This is a genomic window from Kiritimatiellales bacterium (assembly GCA_041656295.1).
Classification (GTDB): Bacteria; Verrucomicrobiota; Kiritimatiellia; order Kiritimatiellales; family Tichowtungiaceae; genus Tichowtungia.
Genome location: JBBADV010000028.1, coordinates 1 through 15610 on the forward strand (window position 1 = coordinate 1; position 15610 = coordinate 15610).

General features: G+C 51.5%; 13 protein-coding genes. 2 read left to right on the forward strand and 11 right to left on the reverse strand.

What is annotated here, in order from left to right:
- From WC959_12025 to WC959_12070, 10 genes are all read right to left on the reverse strand, one after another.
- The coding region (locus tag WC959_12025) for a sulfatase-like hydrolase/transferase (GenBank protein MFA5689847.1) at window positions 1-659 on the reverse strand (659 nt) is incomplete at its 3' end.
- Entirely contained in the window at window positions 652-2964 is a 2313-nt protein-coding gene (locus WC959_12030) for an alpha-galactosidase (GenBank protein ID MFA5689848.1), read from the reverse strand. The genes WC959_12030 and WC959_12025, both read right to left, overlap by 8 nt.
- A gap of 3 nt (window positions 2965-2967) precedes the next feature.
- Window positions 2968-4368, reverse strand: a complete 1401-nt coding sequence (locus tag WC959_12035; GenBank protein MFA5689849.1) for an MFS transporter — start codon at window positions 4366-4368, stop codon at window positions 2968-2970.
- Between the two features lie 157 nt (window positions 4369-4525).
- Window positions 4526-5194, reverse strand: coding sequence for a hypothetical protein (locus WC959_12040; GenBank protein MFA5689850.1), 669 nt, complete (start codon window positions 5192-5194; stop codon window positions 4526-4528).
- 349 nt (window positions 5195-5543) lie between these two features.
- Window positions 5544-6236 carry a hypothetical protein gene (locus WC959_12045; GenBank protein MFA5689851.1) on the reverse strand — a complete coding sequence of 231 codons (693 nt, stop codon included), beginning with the start codon at window positions 6234-6236 and terminating at the stop codon, window positions 5544-5546.
- A gap of 88 nt (window positions 6237-6324) precedes the next feature.
- Window positions 6325-6939: a hypothetical protein gene (locus WC959_12050; GenBank protein MFA5689852.1), complete on the reverse strand. Its 615-nt coding sequence runs from the start codon at window positions 6937-6939 to the stop codon at window positions 6325-6327.
- Between the two features lies 1 nt (window position 6940).
- The gene (locus WC959_12055; GenBank protein MFA5689853.1) at window positions 6941-8356 is read right to left on the reverse strand and encodes a sulfatase-like hydrolase/transferase; all 1416 of its coding nucleotides are present in this window, start codon (window positions 8354-8356) and stop codon (window positions 6941-6943) included.
- Window positions 8349-9986, reverse strand: coding sequence for a glycoside hydrolase family 20 zincin-like fold domain-containing protein (locus WC959_12060; protein MFA5689854.1), 1638 nt, complete (start codon window positions 9984-9986; stop codon window positions 8349-8351). The genes WC959_12055 and WC959_12060 overlap by 8 nt, the downstream gene beginning before the upstream one ends.
- Before the next feature lie 157 nt (window positions 9987-10143).
- Window positions 10144-10299, reverse strand: coding sequence for a hypothetical protein (locus tag WC959_12065; GenBank protein MFA5689855.1), 156 nt, complete (start codon window positions 10297-10299; stop codon window positions 10144-10146).
- A 1-nt stretch (window position 10300) separates the two neighbouring features.
- Window positions 10301-11953 carry a glycoside hydrolase family 20 zincin-like fold domain-containing protein gene (locus tag WC959_12070; protein MFA5689856.1) on the reverse strand — a complete coding sequence of 551 codons (1653 nt, stop codon included), beginning with the start codon at window positions 11951-11953 and terminating at the stop codon, window positions 10301-10303.
- Between the two features lie 322 nt (window positions 11954-12275).
- Between WC959_12070 and WC959_12075 the strand changes: the two genes are divergently transcribed.
- Window positions 12276-13505 (forward strand): ROK family transcriptional regulator, encoded by a 1230-nt coding sequence (locus WC959_12075; GenBank protein ID MFA5689857.1) that lies wholly within the window; start codon window positions 12276-12278, stop codon window positions 13503-13505.
- A gap of 70 nt (window positions 13506-13575) precedes the next feature.
- On the forward strand, window positions 13576-14856 hold the full coding sequence (locus WC959_12080; GenBank protein ID MFA5689858.1) for a Gfo/Idh/MocA family oxidoreductase: 1281 nt from the start codon (window positions 13576-13578) through the stop codon (window positions 14854-14856).
- 497 nt (window positions 14857-15353) lie between these two features.
- Here the strand turns inward: WC959_12080 and WC959_12085 are convergent.
- The coding region (locus tag WC959_12085; protein ID MFA5689859.1) for a hypothetical protein at window positions 15354-15610 on the reverse strand (257 nt) is incomplete at its 5' end.

Genomic DNA, 15610 nt, shown 5'->3' on the forward strand with positions numbered 1-15610 from the left:
TACGGATGTCCAACTTCCTCTGGACGGTAGAGTTTTGACCACGGCGCCGGCGATTCAAACGGCGGGTGCGGTTTAATCCAGCTCGACCACAGCATGAACGGACGGCTTTTGTCGCGGCGGTTTAAAAAATCAATCGAGCGGTCGGCAACCCAGCTTGACTGGTGCGCCTCTGCCGGAAACTGTGACGGCTGGGGAATATAATAATATTCGCTGCGCATTCCGCCATCTTCGAGCACATATGAATAACCATGTTCGCGCAGCCAGGCGGCATAATCGTTGCCGCCTGCTTCCCACACCTCTTCGTGCCGGTCGCGGCTTTCAAAACCCCACATGCGCAGCGGGTCCGGCGAAAAGTGCATTTTGCCAACGCCGTGCGTCTGATAGCCGCCGCCGTTCAGCAGCTCCATAAAGCTGGAGAGATTCTGCGGCATGGGAACATTGTCGGTACAGTCGGTAATGTGCGCCGGCAGTCCGGTGATGAGGCTGCAACGGCCGGAAATGCATACCGGCGACGGTGTGTAGGCGCGCGCAAACGCGGTGCCTTCGCGCACCAGCCGGTCCAGTGCCGGCGTTTTTATAACGGGATTACCCAGCGCCGCAATCGTATCAAAGCGCTGCTGGTCGGTGAACAGAAAAAGAATGTTCGGTCGTTTATTCATTTGCTATATAGAATGTTGCTTCATTTGCTGAAATTATTTTTGAACTCATTTTTACTCCGCCGTCCACCGGAAATGCGGCGTGCACTGTGAGCGGATACTCTTTCCACGGTGAATCCACTGTGCCGGAAATTAAGTCACCGGAAATCGTCAATTCAGAAAATTCCATGCCGCCGCCGCTGAAATGAAAATCGGTTCCAAGCAGCACCGGCGCATCGCCGCGCCACGCCGCAAGCCGCAGCAGGCGCATCCCGTGCGCCGGAATTGTTAAAACGATTTTTGCACCGCGCGACTGAATGCCGTAAAATCTCTGATCGTGAAATTCAAATACGGCCAGTTCAGTGATCTCTTCCGGCAGACGGCATTTTGATAAATCAACGGTGATCTCTTTTTCTGTGTCATTCCAGTTGCCGGCTGCCAGCGTCCACCACGGTTCAACTCCGGCGGCACGCGGCTGAACATCCGTCTGGAAAAAGTTCGGACAGCGCGGTGTTGAATAATTCAGCGGGCGGGCCGGAATTCCTAATGCCGGAATAAAATGCCGGTACAGCGCACGGCGGTCATCGTCCAGTTCTGTAAAGCGTTCACAAATGCAGGTATTGCCGCCGCCGGTATATTGACTCAGCGCAACGGTAAAGGCTTCTTCGTCAGTGAACAGTCCGAGACTCAAATCGTCGCGCAGCACGCCGGGACGAAACGGTTCCGTGCGGCGGCGCAACGGACACGCATCCGGATCGAACCGGATGAAGTGGTTGATATAATTGCGAATGCAGCCCTGCTTTATTTTAATCAGCGTGCCTTTCCAGCGCGCGCCATCCGGCGGCGTCCAGAAGCCGAACATATCATTGGTCGCACGCAGTGAATCGTAAACACCGGCGTTGGCGGCATCATTAATTCCGCCGCACGAAACAATATAACTTTCGTCGCCGAGCACTTCGCGCAAAACGTTACCGGCGAGATAATATGCTTGCGCGCGATTCATTTTCCGGTCATGAAACTGAATATTTTCGTTCAAAATAATAGAACGCAGAAAATCGGTTTTGTGATAGGTGAAGCCCCATTCTAAAAGTTTAGAATAAACGCCACGCATGTAATTGCGATAATTTGGAGCAGTCGGATCAATTGCAAACGCATCACCCTCAATATAATCAAACTGCAGCGGTTCGCCGGTGCGCGTGCGCGCAATCAGATCGGGATATTTTTTCACGGCGTCCGCCGTCCCCCGAATCATAGTTGGGCACGTCCAGATCCCGGGCATCATGCCGGCGGCGCGGATTTTTTCTGCCACGGCCTTCATCCCTTCGGGAAAGCGGTGATTCGCGTTGTAGTCGCCGAGTTTATCCATCCACCCGTTGTCCAGTTGGAATACATCGATCGGCAGCGGACGTTTTTTTAATGCGCTTAATGTTTCGTCCAGATCGGCGGAACAGAAATCAAAACCGTAAAACTGCCAGGTGCAGAAAATATTCAGCGGCGTGCGCGCCGGCGCCGGAATGTTTAATTCCCGCATTGAGATTTCGGTGAACATTTCGCGCATCATCACTTCATCGTCGCACGCGGTAATCAGCATCCAGTGGGTGGTGCGCTCTTCGCCGGGATCGACCGTTATGCCGTCAAACTCGCACCGGCAGCGGATGGTTTTTAATTCGCTCGTGCCGGGAACCTGACTGACAGTAAAGGTGGTTAAATGTTCAGTTTGGCCGATGATACCGAAAAAGAGCCCGGCGCGGTTTTCGTGCCGTTTATTTTTGATATAAAAAAACGGTTCAGCGCAGATTTCAGCGCGGTTTAAAAAGTCGGCCTGATTGCCGGTCACACCGCCGCCGGCTTTTATTTTTCCGCCTTCAAGCGCGGCGTCTTCGAAGTTTTCATCATCGTGCACAAAATCGAACGCACCGGGCACATCGGTTTTCTGCCGGCAGGTTTTGAGAAAGCGCCAGTGCTCCATGCCGTCGCCGGAAAGTTCGAGCGACGCCGCGCCGGAAATCTCCAGCGGATAGAGTGCCGATAATTCCACCGGCGTTGCGCGCCGGTTTTTGGCAATCAGCCGGACGCCGCAATAACGGCAGTCGTTGCTCATAAAAATTTCGCGGCGCAATTCGATTCCGTCATTCAGCGCAACCGCGCCGGAAACTGTTCCGTGCAGCGATCCGATGTTTCCCGCGCGGCTGTACGGCTGATTAAATTCCGGTTCGACCGGCGCCGGCGAATTGAAAAGTTCGACCGCCGGGATTTGTGCAGCCATGCGAAATGAATCCGCATAAAGGCTGTATCCGCCGGTGTTGAGCTTTAGTGAAAATCTGGTCATTTTTTAATTTCCGGTACGCCGTGCTTCGAGTTTCCGGCGCGTTTCGTCGGCGCACTCAGCAGAGATTGGATAACGGCTGACGAATAGAATTGCAAGCAACAGTCCGACCACCGGAATTACAGTAAAACAGATCCGCATCGCCTGAATGGCTGCCGGCGATTGCGCTGCGCCGAGCTTGGCATCAAAGCCGCTGGCGTTGAGAATCACGCCGATAAACAGCAATCCGACCGACACGCCGATTTTCATCACGTTGCTGTACATCGCGCTGTACATCCCCTCCCGCCGCACACCGGTATGCAACTCATCTTCATCGCAAATATCGGCCACCATCGACGGCGCAAGAACCCATAAACACGAAAGCCCCGGCGACATCATCACAGAGACAATAAACTGCAGACACGGATACTCCGGAACATACGTTACATATTTGAGCATCGAACCGGCTGCCGCGAGCGTCAATCCGCCGATCAGCGTTTTCTTTTTGCCGATCTTTGATGATATCCAGCTGATCACCGGCGCGGCGGTGATGCCGCCGCACAAATGATAGATCATGCCGCCAAATGCCAGGTAGGTGGATGCTGCTTTGGCGTCGCCGCCGAAAACATAATAGATATTAATGTATATACCAAGCTGGCCGATCATGAACAGTCCGAGACACGCACAGATCACCGCGCAGATCAGCAGCACAAACGTGCGGTTTTTCAGCGTAACCAGCAGGCTGGCAAATAATGGAATGCATTCTTTCGCTTGAGTCTTCGCAAACCGTTCTTTTGAACACACCGCCGGAATAATGGACGCAACAATCATAATTCCGGCGATGAACAGTGAAACTGTCCGCATGCCGTCGAGTGTATTTTCAAAGCAATCCATCTGCGTCAGCCGGAATATCCACTGGATGGAAAAACCCGCCAATGCCGAAAAAAATGCCCGGAACGCCATGATGCGTGTGCGTTCATTATAGTCTGTGCTCAACTCATAGCCGAGCGCGTTAAACGGCACTGAAAAAATGGTGTAGAATGTATAGAATGTAATGGAACCGATCAAAAACCAGAGGAAATAACCTATTTCACTCCAGCCGCCGGACGGCACCCGCCAAAGCAGCACATACATGAAGGCCGCCAGAACCCCGCCAATCAGCATATACGGACGGCGCCGGCCGAACCGGCTGCGCGTGTTATCTGAAATTCCCCCCATGACCGGATCCGTAAATGCATCCCAAAGGCGCGCGGAAAAAATTCCGAGACTGACCAGCGCCGGATTGACACCGAGAAAAATATTAAACACCTGATTCGCCATCGTGTTGACGCTGTTCTGCATCAGATTATCGGCCGTACTGCCGACCCCGAAGGCTGTCTTCTGCCAAAATGACAATATGCCGGCTCTTTGTTTATTTTTTATCACCATCTTTTAATTCCCGTTTCAGCCTTGTTTTGCATACTGTCTCTTTTTTATTCTTTCCCTGTGTTTCATTCCGCTTAATTAAAATTCAGAAGATCCGTATTTCCGCTATGTCGTATATCCAATCATTCAACTTCGTTCAACCAGCTTCGGTGACTCCTCTTCAGAGTGCAGCATCTGTGATCAGAAGCAGCCGAATTGTCTTTCCTGTCTCCGCAACCACCCCCGTGACCGCAATATTATCCAGCAATATGGCGGAAGTACCGCCAACTCCGGTAATTCTGAATGTGACACTTTTGCCGGCAGCCAGCGTGTAATCAGCTAAACTGCCTAACATGACATCGAAATCACTGAAATCGGTATCATTCTCTGTCGCATTGGCACCACGAGACGGTAAATTAATCGTTGCCAAGTCGCCTGTAGTAATATCTCCGGAAATAACGCTAACGACGAGCTGCGAAATGCCCGCTGGATATGCACGGTATGCATCAAACCGGAATGCAGTTAGGTCGTATGACTGGGTGCCTGTATTTTCCACAACAAATTCGACATACTTGTTAATATTTAGCCCTATAGAGCCGTCGCCTTTTCCGGCGCCGGGGAATTCGGCTCCGTATGTTTCGTCATTGCTGCCATTTTTGGGTGACTTATAGATGTTGCTGTCGACGACCGCGATTTGAGCCTCGATACCCGCGGCAAACACATTCGCGTTCCAGATGCCGCCAGTCATTGGTCCTGCATCATGCCAGCCGGCAATGATCAGTTCCGCCTGAACTGCGGTTATTCCCATAGCAAACAATGCCGCTATCGCTGTAACTGTTTTCCTGCTCATTGTATTCTCCTCCCTCCTTATGCTGTTGCATTTCTTTGCTCTTCCCGGGCAAATCCCTCACGTGCACATGTAATGCCTGGACCGGAAACTCCGCACGGGGGTTGCAGGATTCTCCAGAGTCCCGGCAAATAGAAATGCGCCGGCATTCAAAACAAATATGATGGTCAATATGCCGACCCAGAAAATTTTTTGTTTTTTAATCATAGTCCGGTCCTCTATTGCGGGCCGAGACAGGCGCCTTGCCATCTTCCGTATTAACGGCGCTCAAGGGACTGAGCGCCCAGCCATCACGCGTAAAACTTCAAAGAGCCGCCGGACCGGCGGCTCTTTGAAATTATGATTGAATATTTTAGCGACGAACGCTGCGGCGGATTCCTAACAATCCAACTATTCCTGCGACCAGCAGGCCGGCCGCTGCCGGTTCCGGTATTATCCCCGTGACCGCAATATTATCCAGCAATATGTTAGACGTGCCGCCAACTCCGGTAATTCTGAATGTGACACTTTCGCCGGCAGCCAGCGTGTAATCAGCTAAACTGTCTAACATAATATCGAAATCATCGAAATCGGTGGCATCGGGGGTCGCTGGGGTAGAACCGTGACCCGGCAAATTAATCGTTGCCAAGTCGCCTGTAGTGATATCTCCGGAAGCAACGCTAACGACGAGCTGCGGAACGCCTGCTGCACCTGCCCGGTATGCATCAAACCGGAATGCGATTAGATCGTATGACTGGGTGCCTGTATTTTCCACAACAAATTCGACGTACTTGTCAGGATTTAGTCCCATAGAACCATTGCTTTTTCCGGCGTCGGGGAATTCGGCTCCGTATGTTTCGTCATTGCTGCCATTGCCTGACTTAAGTATAGCGCCCGGATTCTGCAGGGTTTGAGCCTCAATACCCGCGGCAAACACATCCGCGTTCCAGACGCCGCCGGAAATATTATTTCCTGCATGCCAGCCGGCAATGATCAGTTCCGCCTGAACTGCGGTTATTCCCATAGCAAACAATGCCGCTATCGCTGTAACTGTTTTCCTACTCATTGTATTCTCCTCTCTCCTTATGCTGTTGCATTTCTTCCTTCTTCCCGGGCAGATCCCTCATCTGCCCTTTACCCAAAATTGTCATTGATCACTTCGATGCCGGTATTCCGGTAACAGCAATATTATCCAGCACTATGGGGGACTCACCGCCAACTCCGGCAATTCTGAATGTGACACTTTCTCCCCCGGCGAGCGTATGATCGTCTAAAAGAATATCGAAATCATCGAAATCGGTGGCATCGACAGTGGCGTTGGCACCGCGCGCCCGCAACTTAACAGTCATTAAATCCTTCACGGTTTTATCCCCTGAAACGATGCTAACGACGAGCTGCGGAATGCCTTTTGAATATGAACGGTATGCATCAAACCGGAATGCCAGCAGTCTACATGGCCGGGCTCCTCTGTTTGTCACAGTAAACTCGACATACTTGTCAACATTGAGCCCTATGGCACCGTTGCCCTTTCTGGCGCCGGCGAATTCAGCGCCGAATGTTTCGTCATTGCTGCCATTCGGCGATTTATAAAGACTCCCCGCGACACTCCCTGCCTGCGCTTTAATGCCCGGTGCAACAATATCAGCATTCCACTTGCCGCCAGAAAAACTCGATCCCTGATGCCAGCCGGCAATTACTGTTTCCGCCGGATCTGCAACCACCGTCAGACTCAACAGTATAGATACAAATGTAATGAATTTTATCTTCATCTCAGCCTCCTTTTGATTTTGTTTTTGCTGCCATCACCGAGTCATGCGGACGTCCCGCAATCAGTTTTTTCCCGTCGGTAAATCCTTCCGGGCGCCCGTCCAGTTCCTGAACCAGCCGGCTGTGCCATTGCTCCAGCCGTTTTGTATGTTTCCCGGATGCCGCCAGATTATGCAGTTCATCCGGGTCTGCGGTTAAGTCAAACAGCTGCTCTTTTCCGCTGTGCGTGTACCACACATATTTTTCTTTTCCGTCGGTCAGATAATGGTTGGACTGATGCTCGCCGTAACAGTTGCCGTGCTCTCCGTGCAGATATTCGCGCCATTCAGTTTCGGGGTTGCGCATCAGCGGAACCAGGCTGCGGCCTTCCACGCAATCCGGCGCCGGCACGCCGGCAAAATCCAGCAGCGTCGGCATGATGTCTTCATGACAGACCGGCGCGGAGCAGACCTGTCCCGGCTGAATGCCGGCAGATTCCGGCGGCTGAATCAAAAACGGAATCCGGGCGGAGCCTTCATACGGATACGTTTTACGGAAGAGATAGTGATCGCCCAGCATTTCGCCATGATCAGAGGTAAACACAACCACCGTATTGTCCAGTGCTGCGCGGCCGGTAAACGGATCCACACCCACAGCCCGCACAATCCGGCTGATCTGGTCGTCCACGTGATTGATCAGTCCGTAATAGGCCGCGCGGCAGGAATGCAGCGCTTCGCCCTCAAGACACAGGCGGTCTTCATCAACCGAAAACAGTCCGTCCGGTTTTTCCGCCCAGTCGCCGGTCACCGGCACAGGCAGTTCCATCCGCAAATACCGGTCCATATAAAATGCAGGCGGACAGAGCGGCGGATGCGGTGCGAGAAAAGACACAGTGAGAAAAAACGGACAGGAGGGATCGCGCCACTGTTCCAGAAACCGGATGGCTTCATCCGCCGTTTCCACGGTGGGATGACAGCTCTCATCCAGATGCCACGGACGCGCCGTCCAGCCGTTGCCGGTCAAGCCGTGGCCGTCGGCGCCAAAATAACCGTCGCGCCTTTTTTCGATATCTCCAAGCAGTACCATGTGGTCGTAGCCGTACCGTTTACGGCGCGGATACTGGTGCATCGAACGCCCGACCATAAAGGTCTGGTATCCGGCTTTGGAGAGTTCTCCGGGCAGCGTAGCCGCCGGGAACATTTCATCTCCGTCCTGAAACCCGACCATGCCATGCGTGGCGGGAAACTGTCCGGTCAGCATCGAGCGGCGCGCAGCGATACAGGACGGACAGGTGGAATAGGCCTTATTGAACCGGACGCCCTGCCGGGCAAACTCATCCATGTTCGGCGTCAATAGCGCGGGATGCCCGTCAGCGCCGAGGCAGTCGCCGCGCTGCTGATCTGTAACAATAAAAATTATATCCGGCCGCTTATCACTCATTCCAGTCCCTCAGAAGCCACCCTTTTTCCCACGCTTCGGCATCGTATTGTTCCAGTACAGTTGCGGCATTTTCCGGAGACCAGGCCGCCTCTGCAGTTGCGGCAAGTATGGCCAGCTCTTTACGTCCGGATACCGTGCTGTTCGTTAGTGTGCCCAGAGCACAGCGCACCGTCTGATGAAACGCCCAGGCGCTGCCCATCATTCCCATGCCGTCCGTCTCTTTGACATTGCGGGTCATGTTTAAAATTCCGTCTTCTTTAAACCACGGCACGCCGATCACTTGAAATCCTTCATCCGCCAGCCAGCCAATCATGGGATAATTCTGCGGGTAATGCCCCCCCACGGTGTATCCATAATGCCAGCACGTCATGATGATCTCTTTGTTCAGCGTTTCCACCGCCGTCCAGGTGTTCAGCGGCGGTCCGCCGTGTGCTTCGAAGAAATACGGAAACTGTTCATGATTGACGAGCATGTCATCATGCATCATCACCCGGCAGCCTTTAGCCTGCAGATATTCCGCGATATCGTTCATAAAAGCCGCCATCAGCGGCCCGCGATCTTCAGCCGGTTCATTGATGGCCGTATAGAATGATTCGTCGCCGCCAATGTGGAAAAATTCAGGCTGTTCGAACATATCATACACTTCATCCAGCGCCGGATACAGGAATTCAAGTACTGCCGGGTCAGTGACCTTAAAATCGTCGGAACGTTTGCCCTCGGCAGCCTGTGCTTCTGCGGCGTTCTGCGCGTAACCGGCGTGATATTGAGCCTGATAGTCAAACTGCCCAATGTACTTTATCCGTTCCAGCAGATTACTAACCAGATTGATCCGGCTTGGTACGGGCATACTCATAAAAAAATTTCCCAGTGTTTTTATTTCCGGAAAAACGGCAATTCCGCGATCGGCTGCAAAGTGCAGCAGCTGCTGCACCTCTTCGCCCGTCCATGGTCCCATCTCCAGTTCAGGATAACTCTCAAGGGCAATCACTCCCTTAGTCTGCAGGCACAGATGCGTATATTTATAGCGCGCCAGCCGGCGGATGAGCCATTTATACATTTCAACCGTCTGCTCCATCGAATCCAACGAAAATGCCTTCGGAGGGCGCAGCGTCTGATGAAATCCGCGAAATGCAAAATCCGGCCAGTCTTTCACCATGCAAACCGGCAGTTTGCTGTCAGTTGACTGCTCCAGCAGCTGAAGCAGACTCTGCAGCCCGTAATACAGTCCCTGTTTATCGACGGCAGCGATTCCGATGCCGTCCGGTGTAATCTGTAAAATATAACCGCCGTTCCGGGAGTTTATTGTTTCCAGCGCCTGTTCCAGTCTGCTTTCGTCGACCGTTCCCCAGATGCAGCGGAAATGATCCGCAACAGTTTCCGAGACATCAACCGTTTTTCCGAGATACGCCATCTCTGCGGCAAACATACCGGCCGCAAAATCATTCAGCTGAACAGAGCCGGAGGGCAGCGCAGCGGATTTTGCGGTGACATAGAATGTTTTCGGCATCGGCACAATCCGGAAATCGCCGGGACATTTTTCACCCACCGTCGCAAACAGAAATTCTGCCGGAACCGCGGCAGCTGACAGGCTTAATATAAGCACCAGAAATCTAATTTTTTTCTTCATCATCCGCATTCCCTACACTGTTGATTGCACCTTAGAAATCCCAGCGTATTACCAGACAATGTCCATCGTTATGAATATAACTATCTGAAATTAATTTCAGTGTCAAATTTATTTTTAGCGATAAAATCATATTTTTATCTAACAAATATTCCGGCCTGTTTTATCCGTTACAAAGAGAGACTGTATTGAACCGGACGCCCTGCCGGGCAAACTCATCCATGTTCGACGTCAATAGCACGGGATGCCCGTCAGCGCCGAGGCAGTCGCCGCGCTGCTGATCTGCAATAAAAATTATATCCGGTCGCTTGTCCTTCATATCAGTCCTTTTTCAGCCATCTCTTTTCCCAGGCTTCGGCATCGTATTGTTCCAGTACGGTTGCGGCATTTTCCGGAGACCAGGCCGCCTCTGCAGTTGCGGCAAATATGGCCATCTCTTTACGTCCGGATACCGCGTTGTTCGTTAGTGTGCCCAGAGTACAGCGCACCGTCTGATGAAGCGCCCAGGCGCTGCCCATCATCCCCATGCCGTTCGCCTCTTTGACATTGCGGATCATGTTTAAAATTCCGTCTTCTTTAAACCACGGCACACCGATCACTTGAAATCCTTTATCCGCCAGCCAGCCAATCATGGAATAATTCTGCGGGTAATGCCCCGCCACAGTGTATCCATAATGCCAGCAGGCCAGAACAATATCCTTGTTCAACGTTTCAACGGCCGTCCAGGTGTTCAGCGGCGGTCCGCCGTGTGCTTCAAAGAAATACGGAAACTGTTCATGACTGACGAGCATGTCATCCCACATCATTACTTTGCAGCCTTTGGCCTGCAGGTATTCGGCGACATGATTAATATAAGCCGCCATCAGCGGCCCGCGCTCTTCAGCCGGTTCATTGATGGCAATATAGAATGATTCGTCGCAACCAATGTGGAAAAATTCAGGCTGTCCGAACATGTCATACACTTCATCCAGCACCGGACGCAAAAATTCAAATACTGCCGGATCAGTAATTTTAAAATCCTCGGAAATTTTCGCGACCGCATTTTGTTCTTTTTCAAGCGCTTTTTGTTCTTCTTCCAGTTGCGCCGCCCGCTGACCGTAGCCAGCATGATACTGTGCCTGGTAATCCAGCTGTCCGATGTATTTTCTCCGTTCCAGCAGATCGGCGAACGACTCCATCCCGTTTTGTACGGGCATACTTTCGAAAAACTTCCCCATCGTTTTTACTTCCGGAAAAACGGCAATTCCGCGATCGGCTGCAAAGCGCAGCAGCTGCTGCACCTCTTTGCCCGTCCATGGTCCCATCTCCAGTTCAGGGTAACTTTCAAAGGCAAGCGTTCCCTTAGTCATCAGGCACAGATGCGTATATTTATAGCGCGCCAGCCGGCGGATGAGCCATTTATACATTTCAACCGTCTGCTCCATCGAATCCAACGAATATGCCTTCGGAGGGCGAAGCGCCTGATGAAATCCGCAAAATGCAAAATCCGGCCAGTCTTCCACAGTGCAAACCGGCAGTTTATTATCAGTCGATTGTTCCAGCAGTTGAAGCAGACTCTGCAGCCCGTAATACAACCCCTGCTTTTCAGCAGAGGCAATTCCGATACCGTCTGCAGTAATTTGTAAAATGTAGCCACCAGTCCGGCTTTTTACGTTTTCCAGAGCCTGTTCCAGTCTGCTTTCGTCAACCGTTCCCCAGATACACCGGAATTTTTCGCCGGCGGTCTCTGTTACATCCACCGTTCGCCCAAGATATGCCATCTCCGCGGTAAACATACCGGCGGCAAAATCATTCAGCTGAACAGAACCGGAGGGCAGCGCAGCGGATTTTGCGGTGACATTGAATGTTTTCGGCAGCGGCACAATCCGGAAATCGCCGGAACCTTTTCCACCCGCCGCAAACAGGAGCTCAGACGGAACCGCGGCAGTTAACAGACTTAATGTAAGCATTAAAAATCTAAACTTTTTCTCCACAATCCGCCCCCTTCATGCTGTTGATTTCACCTCGGTAATCCCGGTGTATTCCGGCCAATATCCATCGTCTTATGAGTGTAAGCTATCTGAAATTAATTTCAGTGTCAACTTTGTTTTTAGCGATAAAATCATATTTTTCTCCGCCGGTCATTCCGGCCTGTTTTATCCGTTACTGAAGAGAGACATTCCGCCGGAATACAAATCGCACTGAACGAATAAATGATCGCGGAAAATAGAGGAGTTTAAACATTGAGTTCCCTGCGTTTTTTCAGATATATTACCGGGATAATATAAACATCCCGTAAGCGGACAATTAATTTCGATGGCTAAAAACATACCGGGCTATATAAAAAAACATCTGGTGCTGGACGACCTGACCAGCTCTCTGCCGCTGCTCCGTTTCATTGACAGCCGGGGCACGGTGACACAGGCAGAAGCGGCTGATGCAATCGGACTGGCACGCGGCACCTGCAATCTGCATTTCCAGAAACTCGAGCACATGGGATTAATCCGGCGCTCAGAAACCCTGCAGCCTAAAGGACGCGGACGGTCGACCATTCTCTGGAAACCGGTACAGGATAAAAATCTGGTATTGGTGATGCTTTTCGTACCGCCTTTTTTCGAAGGCGCACTGCTCGATTTTTCGGGGGCCACCCTTTTTAACCAAAAGCTGGATTTGAGTAATATCCAGACCGGTAAAAAACTGCTGACTGAGGTATCTCATTTTATCAATGCGGCATTGGTGCAGGCACAACGGGTTCGCGGAACAGTCCGGCAGAGTTTCATCGGCACATCGGGACTGATCGATCCAGACAGCGGAACGATTATCAGCGTAGCCAATATGCCGGCATTAACCGGCATTTGTTTTCCGCAATGGATTCAAACACACTATGATCTGCCTTGCGTCTGTGAAACAATCGGACTGCCGCTTTATCACGGAGAAACACAGAATATTCCGGAAAACATCCGCACCATGGTCGTCCTGTGGGACCTTGGGATCGGGGCTATCGCCGGAAAAGGACCGCAGCTTATTGTAAAAGAGAGCAAGCTGATGCTTCCGGACATCGGACATATCCGGATTCAACGCAACGGACGGGCATGCCACTGCGGAAAAAAAGGCTGTCTGGAAGCCTATACCGGCGGCTGGGCCATGATCGAAATGCTCAATGATCCGAAGATTAAAACGCTGGGAAGTTTCTGCAGTGCCGTGCTTTCCGGACACAAAAAAGCGGTTCAAACCGCAGAAAATGCTGTGCGAATTCTTGGGAAACATCTTTGCTGGTCTCTTCAGGTAACGCGAACCGAACACCTGATTGTCGGCGGGCCGCTCTCCTCCATTTTTCCGGTGGTGCGCGATGCGTTCATCGAAGGCTTGTCCACTGTATTCGACCGCAAAGAGATCGCCGCACTCAATCCCGAAGCCAGCATATCCCCGGAACACGCGATGCGAACCGGCGCATACCTTTGCGCCCGCAACCTGTTTTTTCATCCCGAATCATGGGAGTCAACATGGACTGTAATGCGCAAGGATTCCCCGGGTGTATCCGGTTAAGTCCGGAGAATTTCTTTAACGCAATATCATAACATAAAACTGAGTATTAAGAAAAACAGAAGGAGCAGATGTGAAAAAACAGACAGATAAATGCTGTAAGAAGATTGGAATCGGAATTATCGGCGCCGGCCGCCGGGGAATTCGTTGTCTTGGATCACGAATTGCGGAACAGACACAGCAAACGGGCTTTTCCATTACCGCCGTGTGTGATCGCAATCCGGCGCGGATGCAGGAAGCAGCACAGATTTTAGAAAAGAAATTTGCGGAACACGGCACGGAAACGACGATCACCTGCTATCCGGACTACCAGTCGTTGATTGATGATCCGGCGGTTGAACTGATCATGATTACTACACCTTCTTATGCGCATCGCGACCCGGTGATTGCGGCGCTTCGCTCCGGAAAAAAGGTTTATCTCGATAAACCGATTGCGCAGAACATGGACGATTCGATTGCAATTATGAAAGAGGAGCAGCGAACCGGAAATCGTCTGATTATGGGATTTACCCGCCGTTATGAAAATCCATGGCGCAAAGCGTTTGCCCTGCTTCAGGAGGGGATCATCGGTGATCTGTGCATGGTGCAGATTCGCGCGGTGATTCCATACGATGTTTATGCACACACATGGCATCGTCGGCGCGAGTGGTCGGGAAGTCCGTTGAATGATAAATCATCGCATCATTTTGATGTGTTTAACTGGTTCGCCGGCAGCCGGGCGGAACGCATATCCGCTTTTGGAGGCCAGCGGGTTTATACTCCGGAAGATGACGCGCCGGCGTTCTGTGCCGTCTGTTCCCGTGAATGTCCGTACCGCGTAGATGCCTCGCCGCTGTCAGAAATGGGCATGCAGGATGTCCTCCGGAGTGAGGGTGACTCCTGGGAATGTGAAACAGAGGAAATGTACCGGGCTGACAATTGTGTTTATCGCCCGGGATCAGATCTTGAAGATCACGCAACGATTCATATCGCTTATGAGAACGGTATTACTGCCTCGCTGTTCTGGTGCATATTCGGACCGCGTTCAGAAGACCAGGAAACACTGGAGCTCGTCGGCACTAAAGGCAGGATCATTCTGACGCGACACACTGCCGAACTGGATATTGTTACCGATTACGGAAAACGGCATGAGGTCATTGATTGCAAAGATGATGAATTTCCTACGTCACATTTCGGAGCAGACCTGAAACTGATTCGTGATATGCGTGCATTTTTTGACGGAACAGAGCCGGCGGTTTCCGCAAAAGACGGCTTTGAGTCCACGCGCATGGTGATGGCCGCGCTGCAGTCGATTGATGCCGGCGGCGAACTGGTACGCATGCAGGATTTTCCCGGCGGCGGTCTGACTATTTAATTTTATCTGTATCAGCTACGATCCGATCTGACAGGGCTGGAGCGTATTAAGAAAAATTATAGCCACAAAAACACACAAAAGTGTAATGTATCGCAGGCATCTTTGCCTGCCTTGGGAAATCCGCAGATAACGTAGATGAACGCAGATATTTAAACCACGGGATACACAACACACACGGAAGTTTTGCAGAAAGCATCAGGCATTCAGGGATTAGCAGAGAGGCAGAGTAGTAGACGCGGCGCCCTCGCCGCGTTCCGTGTTCAGGGTTTTCAGTTTACAGTTGGGAGTTGAAAAGTTCTCAGTGCGCTCTGCGGTTTATCAATCATTCGGCCCGTAATTATTTTGCGATTGTTGCGCGTTTTTGCAGCTATACATGAATTTAAAATGCTCTAACTCTCAGATCGGATCGTTTTAAGTTTAATCCGTTTCACTACACTGCGGGACTAAACATCTGTATGCCCTAAACAGCGCACTCATTGATATCTGATAAAATTCCACTATTCAAAAAACACCGGCGAAGACCACGCCCATTGGTCATTTTTCTGCCGGGCGCGGAGATAATAAAAATCACCGGCGCCGCCGGAATCCTGAACGGTAAACTGATAGTTGAGTTCGTGCGGCAGTGGTGCGCGGCTGAAGCGATAGCACGGCGAATCAATGTCGCCGAGATGTCCGGTGTGTGCACCGGCAATTAAACGCTGCAGCGGTATGGTTTCTTTTTGTCCGTTGATGTTTGCGACAATATTTTCATTCA

Excerpts from the sequence above, each read along its gene's own strand:
- WC959_12055 (MFA5689853.1), bottom strand. The coding sequence starts at position 8,356 with ATGAGTGATAAGCGGCCGGATATAATTTTTATTGTTACAGATCAGCAG.
- WC959_12050 (MFA5689852.1), bottom strand. The coding sequence starts at position 6,939 with ATGAAGATAAAATTCATTACATTTGTATCTATACTGTTGAGTCTGACG.
- WC959_12065 (MFA5689855.1), bottom strand. The coding sequence starts at position 10,299 with ATGAAGGACAAGCGACCGGATATAATTTTTATTGCAGATCAGCAGCGC.
- WC959_12035 (MFA5689849.1), bottom strand. The coding sequence starts at position 4,368 with ATGGTGATAAAAAATAAACAAAGAGCCGGCATATTGTCATTTTGGCAG.
- WC959_12075 (MFA5689857.1), top strand. The coding sequence starts at position 12,276 with ATGGCTAAAAACATACCGGGCTATATAAAAAAACATCTGGTGCTGGAC.
- WC959_12060 (MFA5689854.1), bottom strand. The coding sequence starts at position 9,986 with ATGATGAAGAAAAAAATTAGATTTCTGGTGCTTATATTAAGCCTGTCA.
- WC959_12030 (MFA5689848.1), bottom strand. The coding sequence starts at position 2,964 with ATGACCAGATTTTCACTAAAGCTCAACACCGGCGGATACAGCCTTTAT.
- WC959_12040 (MFA5689850.1), bottom strand. The coding sequence starts at position 5,194 with ATGAGCAGGAAAACAGTTACAGCGATAGCGGCATTGTTTGCTATGGGA.
- WC959_12045 (MFA5689851.1), bottom strand. The coding sequence starts at position 6,236 with ATGAGTAGGAAAACAGTTACAGCGATAGCGGCATTGTTTGCTATGGGA.